Origin of the sequence: Pseudomonas koreensis (assembly GCF_025447595.1) — a bacterium.
In the GTDB taxonomy this organism is placed as follows: domain Bacteria; phylum Pseudomonadota; class Gammaproteobacteria; order Pseudomonadales; family Pseudomonadaceae; genus Aquipseudomonas; species Aquipseudomonas koreensis_H.
This window is the reverse complement of record NZ_JAOEJU010000031.1, coordinates 1-14,470: the sequence shown is the minus strand read 5'-3', so window position 1 is coordinate 14,470 and position 14,470 is coordinate 1. Positions and strand designations below refer to the sequence as shown.

General features: G+C 59.3%; 12 protein-coding genes. 3 read left to right on the top strand and 9 right to left on the bottom strand.

Features of this window, described 5'->3' with window-relative positions:
• Positions 1-438 precede the first annotated feature (438 nt).
• From N8H71_RS26265 to N8H71_RS26225, 8 genes are all read right to left on the bottom strand, one after another.
• Positions 439-1,191: a secretin N-terminal domain-containing protein gene (locus tag N8H71_RS26265; RefSeq protein ID WP_262196219.1), complete on the bottom strand. Its 753-nt coding sequence runs from the start codon at positions 1,189-1,191 to the stop codon at positions 439-441.
• 213 nt (positions 1,192-1,404) lie between these two features.
• On the bottom strand, positions 1,405-1,830 hold the full coding sequence (locus N8H71_RS26260; RefSeq protein ID WP_007951452.1) for a GNAT family N-acetyltransferase: 426 nt from the start codon (positions 1,828-1,830) through the stop codon (positions 1,405-1,407).
• A complete protein-coding gene (locus N8H71_RS26255; protein WP_007951451.1) occupies positions 1,823-2,998 on the bottom strand; it encodes a cupin domain-containing protein in 1,176 nt (391 codons plus the stop codon). Before N8H71_RS26255 ends, N8H71_RS26260 begins: the two co-directional genes overlap by 8 nt.
• An 86-nt stretch (positions 2,999-3,084) precedes the next feature.
• Positions 3,085-4,455 carry an adenylosuccinate lyase gene (gene purB, locus N8H71_RS26250; protein WP_262196218.1) on the bottom strand — a complete coding sequence of 457 codons (1,371 nt, stop codon included), beginning with the start codon at positions 4,453-4,455 and terminating at the stop codon, positions 3,085-3,087.
• Between the two features lie 127 nt (positions 4,456-4,582).
• Positions 4,583-5,206, bottom strand: a complete 624-nt coding sequence (gene hflD, locus N8H71_RS26245) for a high frequency lysogenization protein HflD (protein ID WP_262196217.1) — start codon at positions 5,204-5,206, stop codon at positions 4,583-4,585.
• Positions 5,203-6,327 (bottom strand): tRNA 2-thiouridine(34) synthase MnmA, encoded by a 1,125-nt coding sequence (gene mnmA, locus N8H71_RS26240; protein ID WP_074688946.1) that lies wholly within the window; start codon positions 6,325-6,327, stop codon positions 5,203-5,205. The genes hflD and mnmA overlap by 4 nt, the downstream gene beginning before the upstream one ends.
• Before the next feature lie 59 nt (positions 6,328-6,386).
• On the bottom strand, positions 6,387-6,833 hold the full coding sequence (locus N8H71_RS26235) for an NUDIX hydrolase (protein WP_262196216.1): 447 nt from the start codon (positions 6,831-6,833) through the stop codon (positions 6,387-6,389).
• A 199-nt stretch (positions 6,834-7,032) separates the two neighbouring features.
• Positions 7,033-9,258 (bottom strand): NADP-dependent isocitrate dehydrogenase, encoded by a 2,226-nt coding sequence (locus N8H71_RS26225; protein WP_127798716.1) that lies wholly within the window; start codon positions 9,256-9,258, stop codon positions 7,033-7,035.
• A gap of 481 nt (positions 9,259-9,739) precedes the next feature.
• Here N8H71_RS26225 and icd point away from each other — a divergent pair, with 481 nt between their 5' ends.
• Positions 9,740-10,996 carry an NADP-dependent isocitrate dehydrogenase gene (gene icd, locus N8H71_RS26220; protein WP_007951441.1) on the top strand — a complete coding sequence of 419 codons (1,257 nt, stop codon included), beginning with the start codon at positions 9,740-9,742 and terminating at the stop codon, positions 10,994-10,996.
• Between the two features lie 79 nt (positions 10,997-11,075).
• On the opposite strand, the gene N8H71_RS26215 is transcribed toward icd, so the two are convergent.
• The gene (locus tag N8H71_RS26215; protein ID WP_262196215.1) at positions 11,076-11,357 is read right to left on the bottom strand and encodes a cold shock domain-containing protein; all 282 of its coding nucleotides are present in this window, start codon (positions 11,355-11,357) and stop codon (positions 11,076-11,078) included.
• Between the two features lie 224 nt (positions 11,358-11,581).
• On the opposite strand from N8H71_RS26215, the gene clpS reads away from it, so the two are divergent.
• Complete coding sequence (gene clpS, locus N8H71_RS26210) at positions 11,582-11,965, top strand: ATP-dependent Clp protease adapter ClpS (RefSeq protein ID WP_011334948.1); 384 nt, start codon at positions 11,582-11,584, stop codon at positions 11,963-11,965.
• A gap of 30 nt (positions 11,966-11,995) precedes the next feature.
• Entirely contained in the window at positions 11,996-14,266 is a 2,271-nt protein-coding gene (gene clpA / locus N8H71_RS26205; protein WP_007951436.1) for an ATP-dependent Clp protease ATP-binding subunit ClpA, read from the top strand.
• Positions 14,267-14,470: the final 204 nt, after the last annotated feature.

Sequence of the window (14,470 nt, the reverse complement as noted above, 5' to 3'; positions counted from 1 at the left end):
TGCGGTGGAAAATTCCTTGCGCTCGCTGACCAGAAGCTTAGGTGGTCAGGTCGGGTTCGGCGGGGCAGGCGACGGGATGAACGATGGGCTCGAGGGGAAGTGAGCAGGTAAAGGCGAACTGGCGGGCGCATTCGGGCGTCGTGGGCCTTTATACGAACTACAGTGTAAAGCCGGGTTACCTAATTACGCTTCCGTCCCTCGGGACAACTTCGTTCCAGTCGGCAACCTCGTCAAACACACCTTGTGGGCGGTACAGACACGAAACGGCTCGCGGGGATGGTTGCGAGCATCGCTTCGAAGGCCCTTGCCAGGGCCTCTGATTAGCGGGAGCGAGGCCATCATGCCTTCGCTTTTTTGGCTCGTCAAACGTTTTGTAGTGCTTTTTTTAAAGCACTACATCTTTCGTCTAATACGACTAATCAGTCAGTTTTTGGTGCTTTAGTCCAACGTGTCGACTTTCACCCGCAACGTCATGTCATCCCGGCCTTGAGTCGAGTAGCTGCGGGCCAGGCCCTGTTTGTCGGCCTGGGTCTGGCGATTCACGCCGGCGAGGGTGATCCATTCGCCGAGGCGCCCGGTGACAGTTGTGTCGGTGCTTTGTACGTTCACTACATCGGGACGCTCCTGGCTCATGCGGTCACGGTTGGTACTGATGGCCAGGTGAACGGTTTCGCCGGTGACGCTGGCGGTGACGTAAAACCCTTGGGTGACGTTGCGATATTGAGTCTGGCTGCTGTAATCGCCGTAGGAGTTGGTCTGGCTGCTGGTGATTGGCACGCTCTGGCCGACCTGGATCAGCGCCGGTGCGCCTTCGCTGGCCTGGATCTGCTGAATGCCGCCGTCACGGCTGGCGGTGCTGCGGCTGATGATTCGGGTTTGCGCGCCGTTGACCGAATAGCCTTCATCGCCACGACCGTTGTTTTCGTTGGTGTCGACCGTGATCAGCAGGCGCTTGGGCACGGTGTCGAGTTGCGAGAGCAGGTCCTTGAGTTCTTCGATCTTGCCGGGTTCGGCCTTGACGATCAGTTGATTGCCATAAGCGCTGACCTGGCCGTCCTTGCCGAGGAAGTCCTGAGCCACCGGCAGCATGTCGGCGCTGGTGTGGTACTTGAGGGGCACGATTTCTGTGGCTGCCATCACCGAAATACTGCAGCCGAGCAGCAGGGTGGTGAGCAGGGTGCGTAGGGACATGTCCGTTATCTCCGCTTTTGAAAGGCTTGATATTGCCAGTTTGTCGGCCCGGGGTGGGGCAAGTTGAATCGTAGACAGCAAAACGCCCCGGCATCCGAAAATGGCGGGGCGTTTTGAGTGTTCTTGAGGCCGCTATCGCGAGCAAGCTCGCTCCCACAGGTTCAGCGTCAATCCTGTGGGAGCGAGCTTGCTCGCGAAAAAAGCGCCTCGGTCTTAAGCCGAATGACGAACCATATCGACATGCGGAATCCCTGCTTCCAGGAATTCCTCGCTGACCAGGTTGAAGCCCAGGCGCTCATAGAACGCCGTGGCCTGCACCTGAGCGCTAAGCATTTGCTGCTTCAAGCCGCGTGCTTCCGCTTCGGCAATCACCGCTTGCATCAGCGCATCGCCGACCTTCAGCCCGCGCCAGTCCTTGAGCACCGAAACCCGGCCGACATGCCCGTCGGGCAAGAGGCGGGCGGTGCCGATCGGAAAGTCGCCTTCGAAAGCCAGAAAATGCACCGCCGTGGCGTCATCGGCGTCCCACTCAAGCTCGGGTGGAACCGATTGTTCGGCAATGAACACCGTTTCGCGAATGCGGCGGATCTCGGCGTTGTCCTTTTGCCAGTCTGCAACACGTACGCGAATCTTATTCATCGTCGGCGAACCCCAGGCTTCCCTGTTTGACCAGTTCGCACAGCAGGCCGCGACCGTCTTCGTCGCTCAGCCAGTCACCGAGGTTGTCGGTGTGCAGGGCGTCGGCGGAGCAGATCAGTTTCAGCAGTTCGCGCAGCTTACCCGGCAGGTAACGGCTCTGGCCGCTGGCGAACAGCAGCAGATCGTCATCGACGTCCGACCACGCCAGGCGCGCGCTCGGGTTGCGGATCAGGATGGCGCCGTCTTCGAGCGCGCCGAGGAGGTCTTCTTCCTCGACTTCTTCCGGGCCGACCACCAGCTCTGGATAGCGCGGCTCGGTCATGTACTGGCCGAACCAGGTCAGCAGCAGGCGTTCGTCGCTCATGTGCTCGGCGAGCAGCGCTTTCAGGCGACCGAGGGCATCGTGCTGGATCTGATGTGGATCATCGCTGACCGGCTTGGCGTCGGCGTCGGTGTAGCGCTCTTCGTCAGTCAGGAACTGGCTGAGGAAGTCGGTGAAGTGGGTCAGCACTTCAGCGGCGCTCGGTGCGCGGAAACCGACCGAGTAGGTCATGCAGTCATCGACGGCAACGCCGCAGTGAGCCAGGCGCGGCGGCAGGTAGAGCATGTCGCCCGGTTCCAGGACCCACTCTTCGGTCTCGTGGAATTCGGCGAGGATGCGCAGATCTGCGTGTTGCAGCAGCGGGCTTTCGGAGTCGCACATCTGGCCGATTTTCCAGTTGCGCTTGCCGTGGCCTTGCAGCAGGAACACGTCGTAGTTGTCGAAGTGCGGACCGACGCTGCCACCCGGGGCGGCGAAGCTGATCATCACGTCGTCGACGCGCCAGCTCGGCAGGAAGCGGAAGTTTTCCAGCAGCTCGCTGACTTCCGGCACGAACTGATCGACCGCCTGCACCAGCAGGGTCCACTCGCGCTCCGGCAGTTTGCTGAATTCGTCTTCGGCGAACGGGCCGCGACGCAGTTCCCAAGGGCGCTCGCCGTGCTCGATCACCAGGCGCGATTCGACTTCTTCTTCCAGGGCCAGGCCGGCGAGTTCGTCGGCGTCGATCGGGCTTTCGAAATCAGGAATCGCCTGACGGATCAGCAGTGGTTTTTTCTGCCAGTAATCGCGCATGAATTCGCGCGCCGTAAGACCACCCAGAAGTTGAAGAGGAATATCGGGATTCATATGTAACCTATTGAAAAAAAGCATTTTTCAGACGGGAATAAAAACGCCCGGCGCGGCCGGGCGTCTCAAACGGGTCAAGCAGTCGATCAGATGCGTTTGGCTTGCGCTACAGCGTTGCCGATGTAGTTGGCCGGCGTCAGTTGCTTGAGCTCGGCTTTCGCAGCGGCCGGCATGTCCAGGCCATCGATGAAAGTCTGCAGCGCTTCAGGGCTGATGCCCTTGCCGCGAGTCAGTTCTTTCAGCTTCTCGTACGGGTTTTCGATGTTGTAGCGGCGCATCACGGTCTGGATCGGCTCGGCCAGGACTTCCCAGCAAGCGTCCAGATCGGCAGCGATCTTGTCAGCGTTCAGCTCGAGCTTGCTGATGCCTTTGAGGCTCGCTTCGTACGCGATCACGCTGTGGGCGAAACCGACACCGAGGTTGCGCAGAACGGTGGAGTCGGTCAGGTCGCGCTGCCAGCGGGAGATCGGCAGTTTGCTCGCCAGGTGCTGGAACAGTGCGTTGGCGATGCCCAGGTTGCCTTCGGAGTTTTCGAAGTCGATCGGGTTGACCTTGTGCGGCATGGTCGACGAACCGATTTCGCCGGCGATGGTGCGCTGCTTGAAGTAACCCAGGGAGATGTAGCCCCAGATGTCACGGTCAAAGTCGATCAGGATGGTGTTGAAGCGCGCAATGGCGTCGAACAGCTCGGCGATGTAGTCGTGCGGCTCGATCTGCGTGGTGTACGGGTTGAAGCCTAGGCCCAGCTCGTCTTCGATGAAGGCGCGGGCGTTGGCTTCCCAGTCGATCTGCGGGTAGGCCGACAGGTGAGCGTTGTAGTTGCCGACAGCGCCGTTGATCTTGCCCAGCAGCGGAACGGCGGCGACCTGAGCGATCTGACGCTCGAGACGGTAAACCACGTTCGCCAGTTCTTTACCCAGCGTGGTCGGCGAAGCCGGCTGGCCGTGGGTGCGCGACAGCATTGGCACGTCGGCAAAGCGGATGGCCAGTTCGCGGATGGCGTTGGCAGTCTGGCGCATCAGCGGCAGCATCACGTCGTCACGGCCTTCGCGCAGCATCAGGGCGTGGGACAGGTTGTTGATGTCCTCGCTGGTGCAGGCGAAGTGGATGAATTCGCTGACCTTGGCCAGCTCAGGCAGCTTGGCCGCTTGCTCTTTGAGCAGGTATTCGATCGCTTTTACGTCGTGGTTGGTGGTGCGCTCGATCTCTCTCACGCGCTCGGCGTGCTCCAGCGAGAAGTTTTCGGCCAGTTCATTCAGAACGGCGTTGGCTTCGGCGGAGAAGGCTGGCACTTCCGGGATGCCGGCGTGAGCGGCCAGGCGCTGGAGCCAGCGCACTTCAACCAGAACGCGGGCACGGATCAGACCGTACTCGCTGAAAATTGGGCGCAGGGCCTGGGTTTTGCCGGCGTAGCGGCCGTCAACAGGGGAAACCGCAGTGAGCGAAGAGAGCTGCATGGGGTGTTCTCGGACAGTCGGGCAACGAAATGGGGCGCGTATCATACATGAAAAAATCCGCCGGTCCGTCGCCAACTGACCGGCGTATTACGCGTTACAGACTACAAAGCTTTTGTTGCGCAGCGATTTACTCGCTGCGCATCAACGGATACAGCTCTTTGAGCAATTTGCGCCGGCTGACGACCAACTGCCAGCGGTGACCGCCGAGCTGACGCCACAGGCGTGCCGAACGAATGCCGGCGAGCAGCAGGGCGCGGATCTTCGAGGCATTGCTCGGCTGCTGCAGATTGCGCATGTCGCCATGCACCTGAATGCGTTGGCGCAGCGTGCTCAGGGTGTCCTGATACAGCGCACCGCAGGCCGCGATCACGTTTTCGTGGGCCGGGCCGAAATGCTCGACCTGCGACTGGATCTGCGGCAGGCGCTTGCCGATCACGTCGAGCATGTCGTTGCGCTTGGCCAGTTGCCGCTCAAGACCGAGCATCGACAGCGCGTAGCGCAGCGGTTCGCGCTGCAAGGTGCTCGGGTCGCGTTCGAGGGCGCCGACCAGCGCGCGGTAACCCTCGCGCAGGTTGATATCGTCGCCGCCGTACACATCCAGGGTGTCTTTCGGGTCGCGAACCAGCAGGCTGCCGAGCATGCAGCTCAGGCCGGCCTCGTTGGTCTGGCCGGTCTTGGCGATCCGGTCGACCAGCACGGCGGCGAGAAACACGCCGCCCAGAGCGGTCAATTGCTCCTGAGTCGGGCTCATGCCTGGCCGCTCCACGGCTCGGCGACTTCGATCACGCCGCCGCCGAGGCAGATTTCACCGTCATAGAACACCACCGACTGGCCCGGCGTAACCGCGCGTTGCGGCTCGTCGAACACGGCGCGATAACCGGTCTCGGTTTTTTCCAGGGTGCAGGCCTGATCGCTCTGGCGATAACGAACCTTGGCGGTCAGGCGCAGCGGCTGGCTCAAATCGATCGGGTTGACCCAATAGATTTCCGAAGCGAGCAGGGCGCTGGAGAACAGCCACGGATGGTTGTTGCCCTGGCCGACGATCAGTTCGTTGGTGTCCAGATCCTTGCGCAGCACGTACCACGGCTCATCGCCGGCGTCTTTCAGACCGCCGATGCCCAGGCCCTGACGCTGGCCGATGGTGTGATACATCAAGCCGTGGTGGCGGCCGATGACTTCACCTTCGGTGGTCTTGATCTCGCCCGGTTGCGCCGGCAGGTATTGCTTGAGGAAATCGCTGAAACGACGCTCGCCGATGAAGCAGATCCCGGTGGAATCCTTCTTCTTGGCAGTCGCCAGCTCGTATTTCTCGGCAATGGCACGGACTTCCGGTTTTTCCAGCTCGCCGACCGGGAACAGGGTCTTGGCGATCTGTTCGCCGCCGACGGCGTGCAGGAAGTAGCTCTGATCCTTGTTCGGATCCAGGCCCTTGAGCAGCTCGGTGCGGCCATCAATGTCGCGGCGGCGCACGTAGTGACCGGTGGCAATCAGGTCGGCGCCGAGCATCATGGCGTAGTCGAGGAATGCCTTGAACTTGATCTCGCGGTTGCACAGGATGTCCGGGTTCGGCGTGCGGCCGGCCTTGTATTCGGCCAGGAAGTGCTCGAACACGTTGTCCCAGTACTCGGCGGCGAAGTTGGCGGTGTGCAGCTTGATACCGATCTTGTCGCACACAGCCTGAGCATCCGCCAGGTCGTCCATGGCGGTGCAGTATTCCGTTCCGTCGTCTTCTTCCCAGTTCTTCATGAACAGGCCTTCCACCTCATAACCCTGCTCGATCAGCAGGAGAGCGGAAACGGAAGAGTCCACGCCGCCGGACATGCCGACAATGACGCGCTTCTTGGATGTGTCAGAAGGGGCTGGATCACGCATAGGGATTCAATGAGTGTCTTGAAAAAGGACGCGATTCTATCAGGCTCACGGCCTCAAGGCTAAAGGGAAGGGCGGATCAGTTCGAGGCCGAAGCGATTGCCGGCCAGATAATCATCGATGCAACGGATGATCAGCTCGCTGCGCCAGTGCTCGCGCTGCTCGATTAATTCCTCGCGGGTCAGCCACTTGGCGCCGACGATGCCGTCGTCGAGCTGATAATTCGGGTGATGTTTCACGGCTTTGGCGCTGAAGCACACGCGCTGGTAAGTCACGCCGTTGCTCGGGGCGGTGTACAGATAAATGCCGACCACGGCGGTGGGCTCGACGTCCCAGCCGGTTTCTTCGAGGGTTTCGCGCACGGCGGCTTCGATCAGGGTTTCGTCCGGATCCAGATGACCGGCAGGCTGATTGAGCACGTTACGCCCGGCCTTGTGTTCCTCGACCATCAGGAAACGACCGTTGTCCTCGACGATGGTGGCGACGGTGATGTGGGGGAGCCATTCCATAAACCTTCCTCAATCTATTGGTTGAAACCCAATCCTCTGTGGGAGCGAGCCTGCTCGCGAAAGCGGTGGGTCAGTCAATGAAGATGCTGAATGATAAACCGCATTCGCGAGCAGGCTCGCTCCCACAGGGGGATTGTGTGAACGCTGAAAACACAAACCCCGGCGCATGGCCGGGGTTTGTGATGTTCCCTTTACAACCTTATACCAGCGCAGCGATGGCCGCGTTGAGGGTTGCGCTTGGGCGCATGGCCTTGCTGATCAGCTCGGCATTGGCGTGGTAGTAACCGCCGATGTCCACTGGCTTGCCTTGAACGGCGTTGAGCTCGGCGACGATGGTCGCTTCGTTCTCGGTCAGGGTCTTGGCCAGAGTCGCGAACTGCGCTTGCAGTGCAGTGTCTTCGGTCTGGGCGGCCAGGGCTTGTGCCCAGTACATTGCCAGGTAGAAGTGGCTGCCGCGGTTGTCGATGTTGCCGACTTTGCGCGATGGCGACTTGTTGTTGTCGAGGAACTGGCCAGTAGCCTGATCCAGAGTCTTGGACAGAACCAGCGCTTTCGGGTTGTTGTAGTTCACACCCAGGTGCTCGAGAGAAGCGGCCAGGGCCAGGAACTCACCCAGCGAATCCCAGCGCAGGAAGTTCTCTTCGACCAGTTGCTGCACGTGCTTCGGAGCCGAACCGCCGGCGCCGGTTTCGAACAGGCCACCGCCGTTCATCAGCGGCACGATCGACAGCATCTTGGCGCTGGTGCCCAGTTCCATGATCGGGAACAGGTCGGTCAGGTAGTCGCGCAGTACGTTGCCGGTCACCGAAATGGTGTCCTTGCCTTCGCGGGTGCGCTGCAGTGTGTATTTCATGGCATCGACCGGCGCCATGATCTGGATGTCCAGACCGGCGGTGTCGTGATCCTTCAGGTAAGCCTGAACCTTCTCGATCACCACGCCGTCGTGGGCGCGCATCGGGTCCAGCCAGAAAATGGCTGGAGTTGCGCTTGCACGAGCACGGTTGACGGCCAGTTTGACCCAGTCCTGGATCGGCGCGTCTTTGGTCTGGCACATGCGGAAGATGTCGCCGGCTTCAACAGCCTGTTCCATCAGCAGGGTGCCTTTGCTGTCGGTCACGCGAACCACGCCGTCGGCCTTGATCTGGAAGGTCTTGTCGTGGGAGCCGTATTCTTCAGCCTTTTTAGCCATCAGGCCAACGTTTGGCACGCTGCCCATGGTGGTCGGATCGAAAGCGCCGTTGGCTTTGCAATCTTCGATCACGGCCTGGTAGATGGTGGCGTAGCAGCGATCCGGGATCACGGCCTTGGTGTCGTGCAACTGGCCGTCGGTGCCCCACATCTTGCCGGAGTCACGGATCATGGCCGGCATCGAGGCGTCGACGATAACGTCGCTCGGCACGTGCAGGTTGGTGATGCCTTTGTCGGAGTTGACCATCGCCAGCGACGGACGAACGGCGTAGACCGCTTGAACGTCAGCTTCGATCTGGGCTTGCTGCTCGGCCGGCAGGGATTTGATGCGGGCGTACAGGTCGCCGATGCCGTTGTTCAGGTTGAAGCCGATCTCGGCCAGCACGTCGGCGTGCTTGGTCAGGGCGTCCTTGTAGAACTCGGCAACGATCTGGCCGAACATGATCGGGTCGGAGACCTTCATCATGGTGGCTTTCAGGTGAACCGACAGCAGCACGCCTTGTTGCTTGGCGCTGTCGATTTCAGCGGCGATGAACGCGCGCAGGGCTTTTTTGCTCATCACGGAGCAGTCGAGGATCTCGCCCGCCTGAACGGTGGTTTTTTCTTTCAGGACGGTAGCGGTGCCGTCTTTGGCGATCAGCTCGATCTTCACGGCGTCAGCGGCGTCGATCAGGGCAGCTTTTTCGCTGCCGTAGAAATCGCCGGTGCTCATGTGAGCGACGTGGGACTTGGAGTCCTTGGCCCAGGCGCCCATTTTGTGTGGGTGCTTGCGAGCGTAGTTCTTGACCGACAGCGGCGCGCGACGGTCGGAGTTGCCTTCACGCAGAACCGGGTTCACGGCGCTGCCCTTGACCTTGTCGTAGCGCGCCTTGGCGTCTTTGTCGGCGTCGCTGGTCACGGTTTCCGGGTAATCCGGCAGGTTGTAGCCCTGGGCTTGCAGTTCTTTGATCGCGGCTTGCAGTTGCGGAACCGAGGCGCTGATGTTCGGCAGCTTGATGATGTTGGCTTCAGGCGTAACGGCCAGGTCGCCCAGTTCGGCGAGGTGGTCGGCTACGGCTTTGTCGCCCAGTTGCTCGGGGAAGCTGGCCAGAATACGTGCTGCAAGAGAGATATCGCGGGTTTCCACGGCGATATCGGCCGAGGCGGTGTAAGCCTCGATGATCGGCAGCAGGGAATAGGTGGCGAGGGCTGGAGCTTCGTCGGTGAAGGTATAGATGATCTTCGAGCGGGTGGGCATATTCGGATTAACTCTCTCTTCTTTGCTAAAGCGTGCGCAGAAACTCGAGGGGCGCCGGGTAAGCGCGTTCGTTCAAAGTCATCCATGAACCGAATGTCGAGAATCTTCGCGGTGATGTTGGGTGCATCAGTAGAGCGTCAAGCAGTCGGACTGCGGTAACAACCCGACCAATCAGGCGGAAAGTCTCGTGCTAGAGAGGCCAGCCGTCGTGACCCTTTGGTCAGCGGGCGGCATTATACATAGGTAGCTGGCAATCTGCCGATGGTTCATATGCAACGATTCTCGTCCATTGGTCTAAAGGTCGCAGGGCGGGGTGGGGCGTAGAGTCGCCGTGAATGCTTGAGATTGGCGCTTTTCCCTTTGCTTTCAGGCTTGTACGAAACGAGATGTGGCCGCGCCCGGAACAGAGGGTTTGCGTGTTGATTCAACTGGGTTACGCTCGAACCAAGCCAGATGTTCAATCCAAACAATGGAGTTCAGCATGGGTTACAAGAAGATTCAGGTTCCAGCCGTCGGCGACAAAATCACCGTCAACGCAGACCATTCTCTCAATGTCCCTGATAACCCGATCATTCCCTTCATCGAAGGTGACGGCATTGGCGTCGACGTCAGCCCTGTGATGATCAAAGTGGTTGATGCTGCCGTAGAAAAAGCCTACGGGGGCAAGCGCAAGATTTCCTGGATGGAGGTTTATGCTGGCGAAAAAGCAACTCAGGTTTATGACCAGGACACCTGGCTGCCCCAGGAAACCCTGGACGCCGTCAAGGATTACGTGGTTTCCATCAAAGGCCCGCTGACCACCCCGGTCGGTGGCGGCATCCGTTCCCTCAACGTTGCCTTGCGTCAACAGCTCGATCTGTATGTCTGTCTGCGTCCGGTGGTTTGGTTCGAAGGCGTGCCGAGCCCGGTGAAAAAGCCTGGTGACGTCGACATGGTGATCTTCCGCGAGAACTCCGAAGACATTTATGCCGGTATCGAATGGAAGGCCGGCTCGCCTGAGGCCACCAAGGTCATCAAGTTCCTGAAAGAAGAAATGGGCGTCACCAAGATCCGTTTCGACCAGGATTGCGGCATCGGCATCAAGCCGGTTTCGAAAGAAGGCACCAAGCGTCTGGTGCGCAAGGCCCTGCAATATGTAGTGGACAACGACCGCAAGTCGCTGACCATCGTGCACAAGGGCAACATCATGAAATTCACCGAAGGTGCGTTCAAGGACTGGGGCTATGAGGTGGCGAAGGAAGAATTCGGCGCCGAGCTGCTCGATGGCGGCCCGTGGATGAAATTCAAGAACCCGAAAACCGGCCGCGAAGTCGTCGTCAAGGACGCCATCGCCGACGCCATGCTTCAGCAGATCCTGCTGCGTCCGGCCGAATACGATGTGATCGCCACCCTCAACCTCAACGGTGACTACCTGTCCGACGCCCTGGCGGCGGAAGTGGGCGGTATCGGTATCGCGCCGGGTGCCAACCTGTCCGACACCGTGGCCATGTTCGAGGCGACCCACGGTACCGCGCCGAAATATGCCGGCAAGGACCAGGTCAACCCGGGTTCGGTGATTCTGTCGGCGGAGATGATGCTGCGCCACCTGGGCTGGACCGAGGCGGCCGACCTGATCATCAAGGGCACCAATGGCGCCATCAAGGCCAAGACCGTGACCTACGACTTCGAACGTCTGATGGAAGGCGCCACGCTGGTGTCTTCTTCGGGCTTCGGTGAAGCGCTGATCAAGCACATGTAAGAACGGCAGCTGCAACGAAACCGCCCGGCTCGAGTGATCGAGCCGGGCGGTTTGTTTTCTGGCAGGTGTTCGGGTCGCTTCAGCTGGTCACCGACTGGTGCTGAGCGGTTGCCGAGGCGGCATCTTTTACGGCATCGACATTCTGAATTTTTGTGGCATGCAGGCCTTTGGGCCCTTGCACGATCTCGAATTTGACGATTTGCCCGGCTTTGAGGGTTTTGTATCCGTCCATTTCAATGGCGGAATAGTGGGCAAAGAAATCGATCTCCTTGCCGTCCTCGTCCTTCCCCTCGCGGGAGTCGGTATTGATGAAACCGAACCCCTTGGCGTTGTTGAACCATTTCACCTTGCCGACAGCCATGCTCAAATCCCTCTGCAACAGTCTCCATCGCTGGAGTATCATCCAATTCATCCGCAGTCGAATCCGTTAAAAAGATTGACTCCGCGGATCTTTTTTCCCCACTGTGGGTTCTATTGGTTGTAACACCGTTTTCCCGATAGTCAAGGTGACCGGGCAGTCGGAGTTGAAAACGTGTCAAGCCGCCCCCACCACTGTATTTGCACAACTGACGAACCTTTCTTTCCATGCATGCAATCAGCCAGATTCGACTAACATTCAATCAGGATCGCCCGCTTCTCCAAAAGGATCTTCCACAGGAGCACGACGACGATTCGGCAGGCGTTGCTGTTCAGGAAGCAAAGCCTGCGTTACAGGCGCCGCCGATGTACAAGGTGGTTTTGTTTAATGATGACTACACACCGATGGATTTCGTCGTCGAAGTGCTCGAGGTGTTTTTTAACCTGAATCGCGAGCTGGCGACCAAGGTCATGCTGGCCGTCCACACAGAAGGACGGGCAGTATGTGGAGTGTTTACCCGCGACATCGCCGAGACAAAGGCCATGCAGGTCAACCAGTACGCCAGGGAAAGCCAGCATCCGCTACTCTGTGAAATCGAGAAGGACGGTTAATCGCCGACCACTTGGGTATGAGGTGAAGCTATGTTAAACCGCGAGCTCGAAGTCACCCTCAATCTTGCCTTCAAGGAGGCGCGTTCGAAACGTCATGAATTCATGACCGTCGAACACCTGCTGCTGGCCCTATTGGACAATGAGGCTGCCGCCACCGTATTGCGTGCCTGCGGCGCAAACCTCGACAAACTCAAGCACGACCTGCAGGAGTTCATCGACTCCACCACGCCACTGATCCCCGTCCATGACGAGGATCGCGAAACCCAGCCAACCCTGGGCTTCCAGCGTGTGCTGCAACGTGCTGTCTTTCATGTGCAGAGCTCGGGCAAACGCGAAGTGACCGGCGCCAACGTGCTGGTTGCAATTTTCAGTGAGCAAGAGAGTCAGGCGGTGTTCCTGCTTAAACAGCAGAGCGTTGCACGCATTGATGTCGTCAACTATATCGCCCACGGCATTTCCAAAGTGCCGGGGCATGGCGATCACTCTGAAGGTGAACAAGATATGCAGGACGACGAGGGCGGTGAGTCTTCTTCTTCAGGCAATCCGCTGGACGCTTATGCCAGCAACCTCAACGAACTTGCACGTCAGGGGCGGATCGATCCGCTCGTCGGGCGTGAAACGGAAGTCGAGCGTGTCGCGCAGATTCTCGCACGTCGTCGCAAGAACAACCCGCTGCTGGTAGGTGAGGCGGGCGTGGGTAAAACCGCAATTGCCGAAGGCCTGGCCAAGCGCATCGTCGACAACCAGGTGCCGGACCTGCTGGCCAACAGCGTCGTTTATTCCCTCGATCTGGGCGCTCTGCTCGCGGGCACCAAGTATCGCGGTGATTTCGAGAAGCGCTTCAAGGCGCTGCTCAACGAACTGAAAAAACGTCCGCAGGCGATCCTGTTCATCGACGAAATCCACACCATTATCGGTGCGGGTGCCGCGTCCGGTGGCGTCATGGATGCCTCGAACCTGCTCAAACCGCTGCTGTCGTCTGGCGACATTCGCTGCATCGGCTCGACCACGTTCCAGGAGTTCCGTGGCATCTTCGAAAAAGACCGTGCCTTGGCACGTCGCTTCCAGAAGGTCGATGTCGTCGAGCCGTCGGTGGAGGACACCATCGGTATCCTGCGTGGTCTGAAAGGTCGCTTCGAACAGCATCACAACATCGAATACAGCGATGAGTCGCTGCGCGCCGCTGCGGAACTGGCTTCGCGCTACATCAATGATCGGCACATGCCGGACAAGGCCATCGATGTGATCGACGAGGCGGGCGCCTACCAGCGTCTGCAACCGGTCGAGAAGCGTGTGAAACGCATCGAAGTACCTGAAGTCGAGGACATCGTTGCGAAAATCGCGCGGATTCCGCCGAAGCACGTCACCAGCTCCGACAAGGAACTGCTGCGTAACCTTGAGCGTGACCTGAAGCTGACGGTGTTCGGTCAGGACGCTGCGATCGATTCGCTGTCGACTGCGATCAAGCTGTCCCGTGCCGGTCTCAAGTCGCCTGACAAGCCTGTCGGTTCGTTCCTGTTTGCAGGTCCGACCGGTGTTGGTAAAACCGAAGCCGCGCGTCAGTTGGCCAAGGCGTTGGGGATCGAACTGGTGCGTTTCGACATGTCCGAGTACATGGAGCGCCACACCGTGTCGCGTCTGATCGGTGCGCCTCCGGGTTATGTCGGTTTCGACCAGGGCGGTCTGTTGACCGAAGCGATCACCAAGCAACCGCATTGCGTATTGCTGCTCGATGAAATCGAGAAGGCGCATCCGGAAGTCTTCAACCTGCTGCTGCAGGTGATGGACCACGGCACGCTGACCGACAACAACGGGCGCAAGGCGGACTTCCGCAACGTGATCGTGATCATGACCACCAACGCCGGTGCTGAAACGGCGGCACGTGCTTCGATCGGTTTCACCCATCAGGACCACTCGTCCGATGCGATGGAAGTGATCAAGAAGAGCTTCACGCCGGAATTCCGCAACCGTCTGGATACCATCATTCAGTTTGGTCGCCTCAGTCATGAGGTCATCAAGAGCGTGGTGGACAAGTTCCTTACCGAACTTCAGGCGCAGCTGGAAGACAAGCGTGTGCTTCTGGAAGTTACCGACGCGGCGCGCAGCTGGCTGGCGGCCGGTGGTTACGATTCGGCCATGGGCGCTCGTCCGATGGCGCGTCTGATCCAGGACAAGATCAAGCGTCCGCTGGCGGAGGAGATTCTGTTTGGCGAACTGGCCGAGCATGGCGGTGTGGTTCACATCGACATCAAGGATGGTGAGCTGACGTTTGACTTCGAGACCACTGCAGAAATGGCCTGACGGCTGGGTTGGCTGTAAAGCGAAAAGGCGCCTTCGGGCGCCTTTTTTGTTTTGGGTGTTTCCTCGGGTTTTGTTTGTATATCCGTTGCTGCGGTAACGGCTTCTTAGGGTTTCGCCCTTACGGCGAGTCACCTTTTCCAAACGCCGAAAAGGTAACCCAAAAGGCTTTACCCTGACGTACGGCCCTCGCTGTGGCTCGGGTTC

What these genes read in the sequence shown, in the direction of transcription:
- N8H71_RS26265 (WP_262196219.1), bottom strand. Translation starts at nt 1,191, where the DNA reads ATGTCCCTACGCACCCTGCTCACCACCCTGCTGCTCGGCTGCAGTATT.
- N8H71_RS26260 (WP_007951452.1), bottom strand. Translation starts at nt 1,830, where the DNA reads ATGAATAAGATTCGCGTACGTGTTGCAGACTGGCAAAAGGACAACGCC.
- clpA (WP_007951436.1), top strand. Translation starts at nt 11,996, where the DNA reads ATGTTAAACCGCGAGCTCGAAGTCACCCTCAATCTTGCCTTCAAGGAG.
- N8H71_RS26225 (WP_127798716.1), bottom strand. Translation starts at nt 9,258, where the DNA reads ATGCCCACCCGCTCGAAGATCATCTATACCTTCACCGACGAAGCTCCA.
- N8H71_RS26235 (WP_262196216.1), bottom strand. Translation starts at nt 6,833, where the DNA reads ATGGAATGGCTCCCCCACATCACCGTCGCCACCATCGTCGAGGACAAC.
- N8H71_RS26215 (WP_262196215.1), bottom strand. Translation starts at nt 11,357, where the DNA reads ATGGCTGTCGGCAAGGTGAAATGGTTCAACAACGCCAAGGGGTTCGGT.
- clpS (WP_011334948.1), top strand. Translation starts at nt 11,582, where the DNA reads ATGCATGCAATCAGCCAGATTCGACTAACATTCAATCAGGATCGCCCG.
- mnmA (WP_074688946.1), bottom strand. Translation starts at nt 6,327, where the DNA reads ATGCGTGATCCAGCCCCTTCTGACACATCCAAGAAGCGCGTCATTGTC.
- N8H71_RS26255 (WP_007951451.1), bottom strand. Translation starts at nt 2,998, where the DNA reads ATGAATCCCGATATTCCTCTTCAACTTCTGGGTGGTCTTACGGCGCGC.
- purB (WP_262196218.1), bottom strand. Translation starts at nt 4,455, where the DNA reads ATGCAGCTCTCTTCGCTCACTGCGGTTTCCCCTGTTGACGGCCGCTAC.
- hflD (WP_262196217.1), bottom strand. Translation starts at nt 5,206, where the DNA reads ATGAGCCCGACTCAGGAGCAATTGACCGCTCTGGGCGGCGTGTTTCTC.
- icd (WP_007951441.1), top strand. Translation starts at nt 9,740, where the DNA reads ATGGGTTACAAGAAGATTCAGGTTCCAGCCGTCGGCGACAAAATCACC.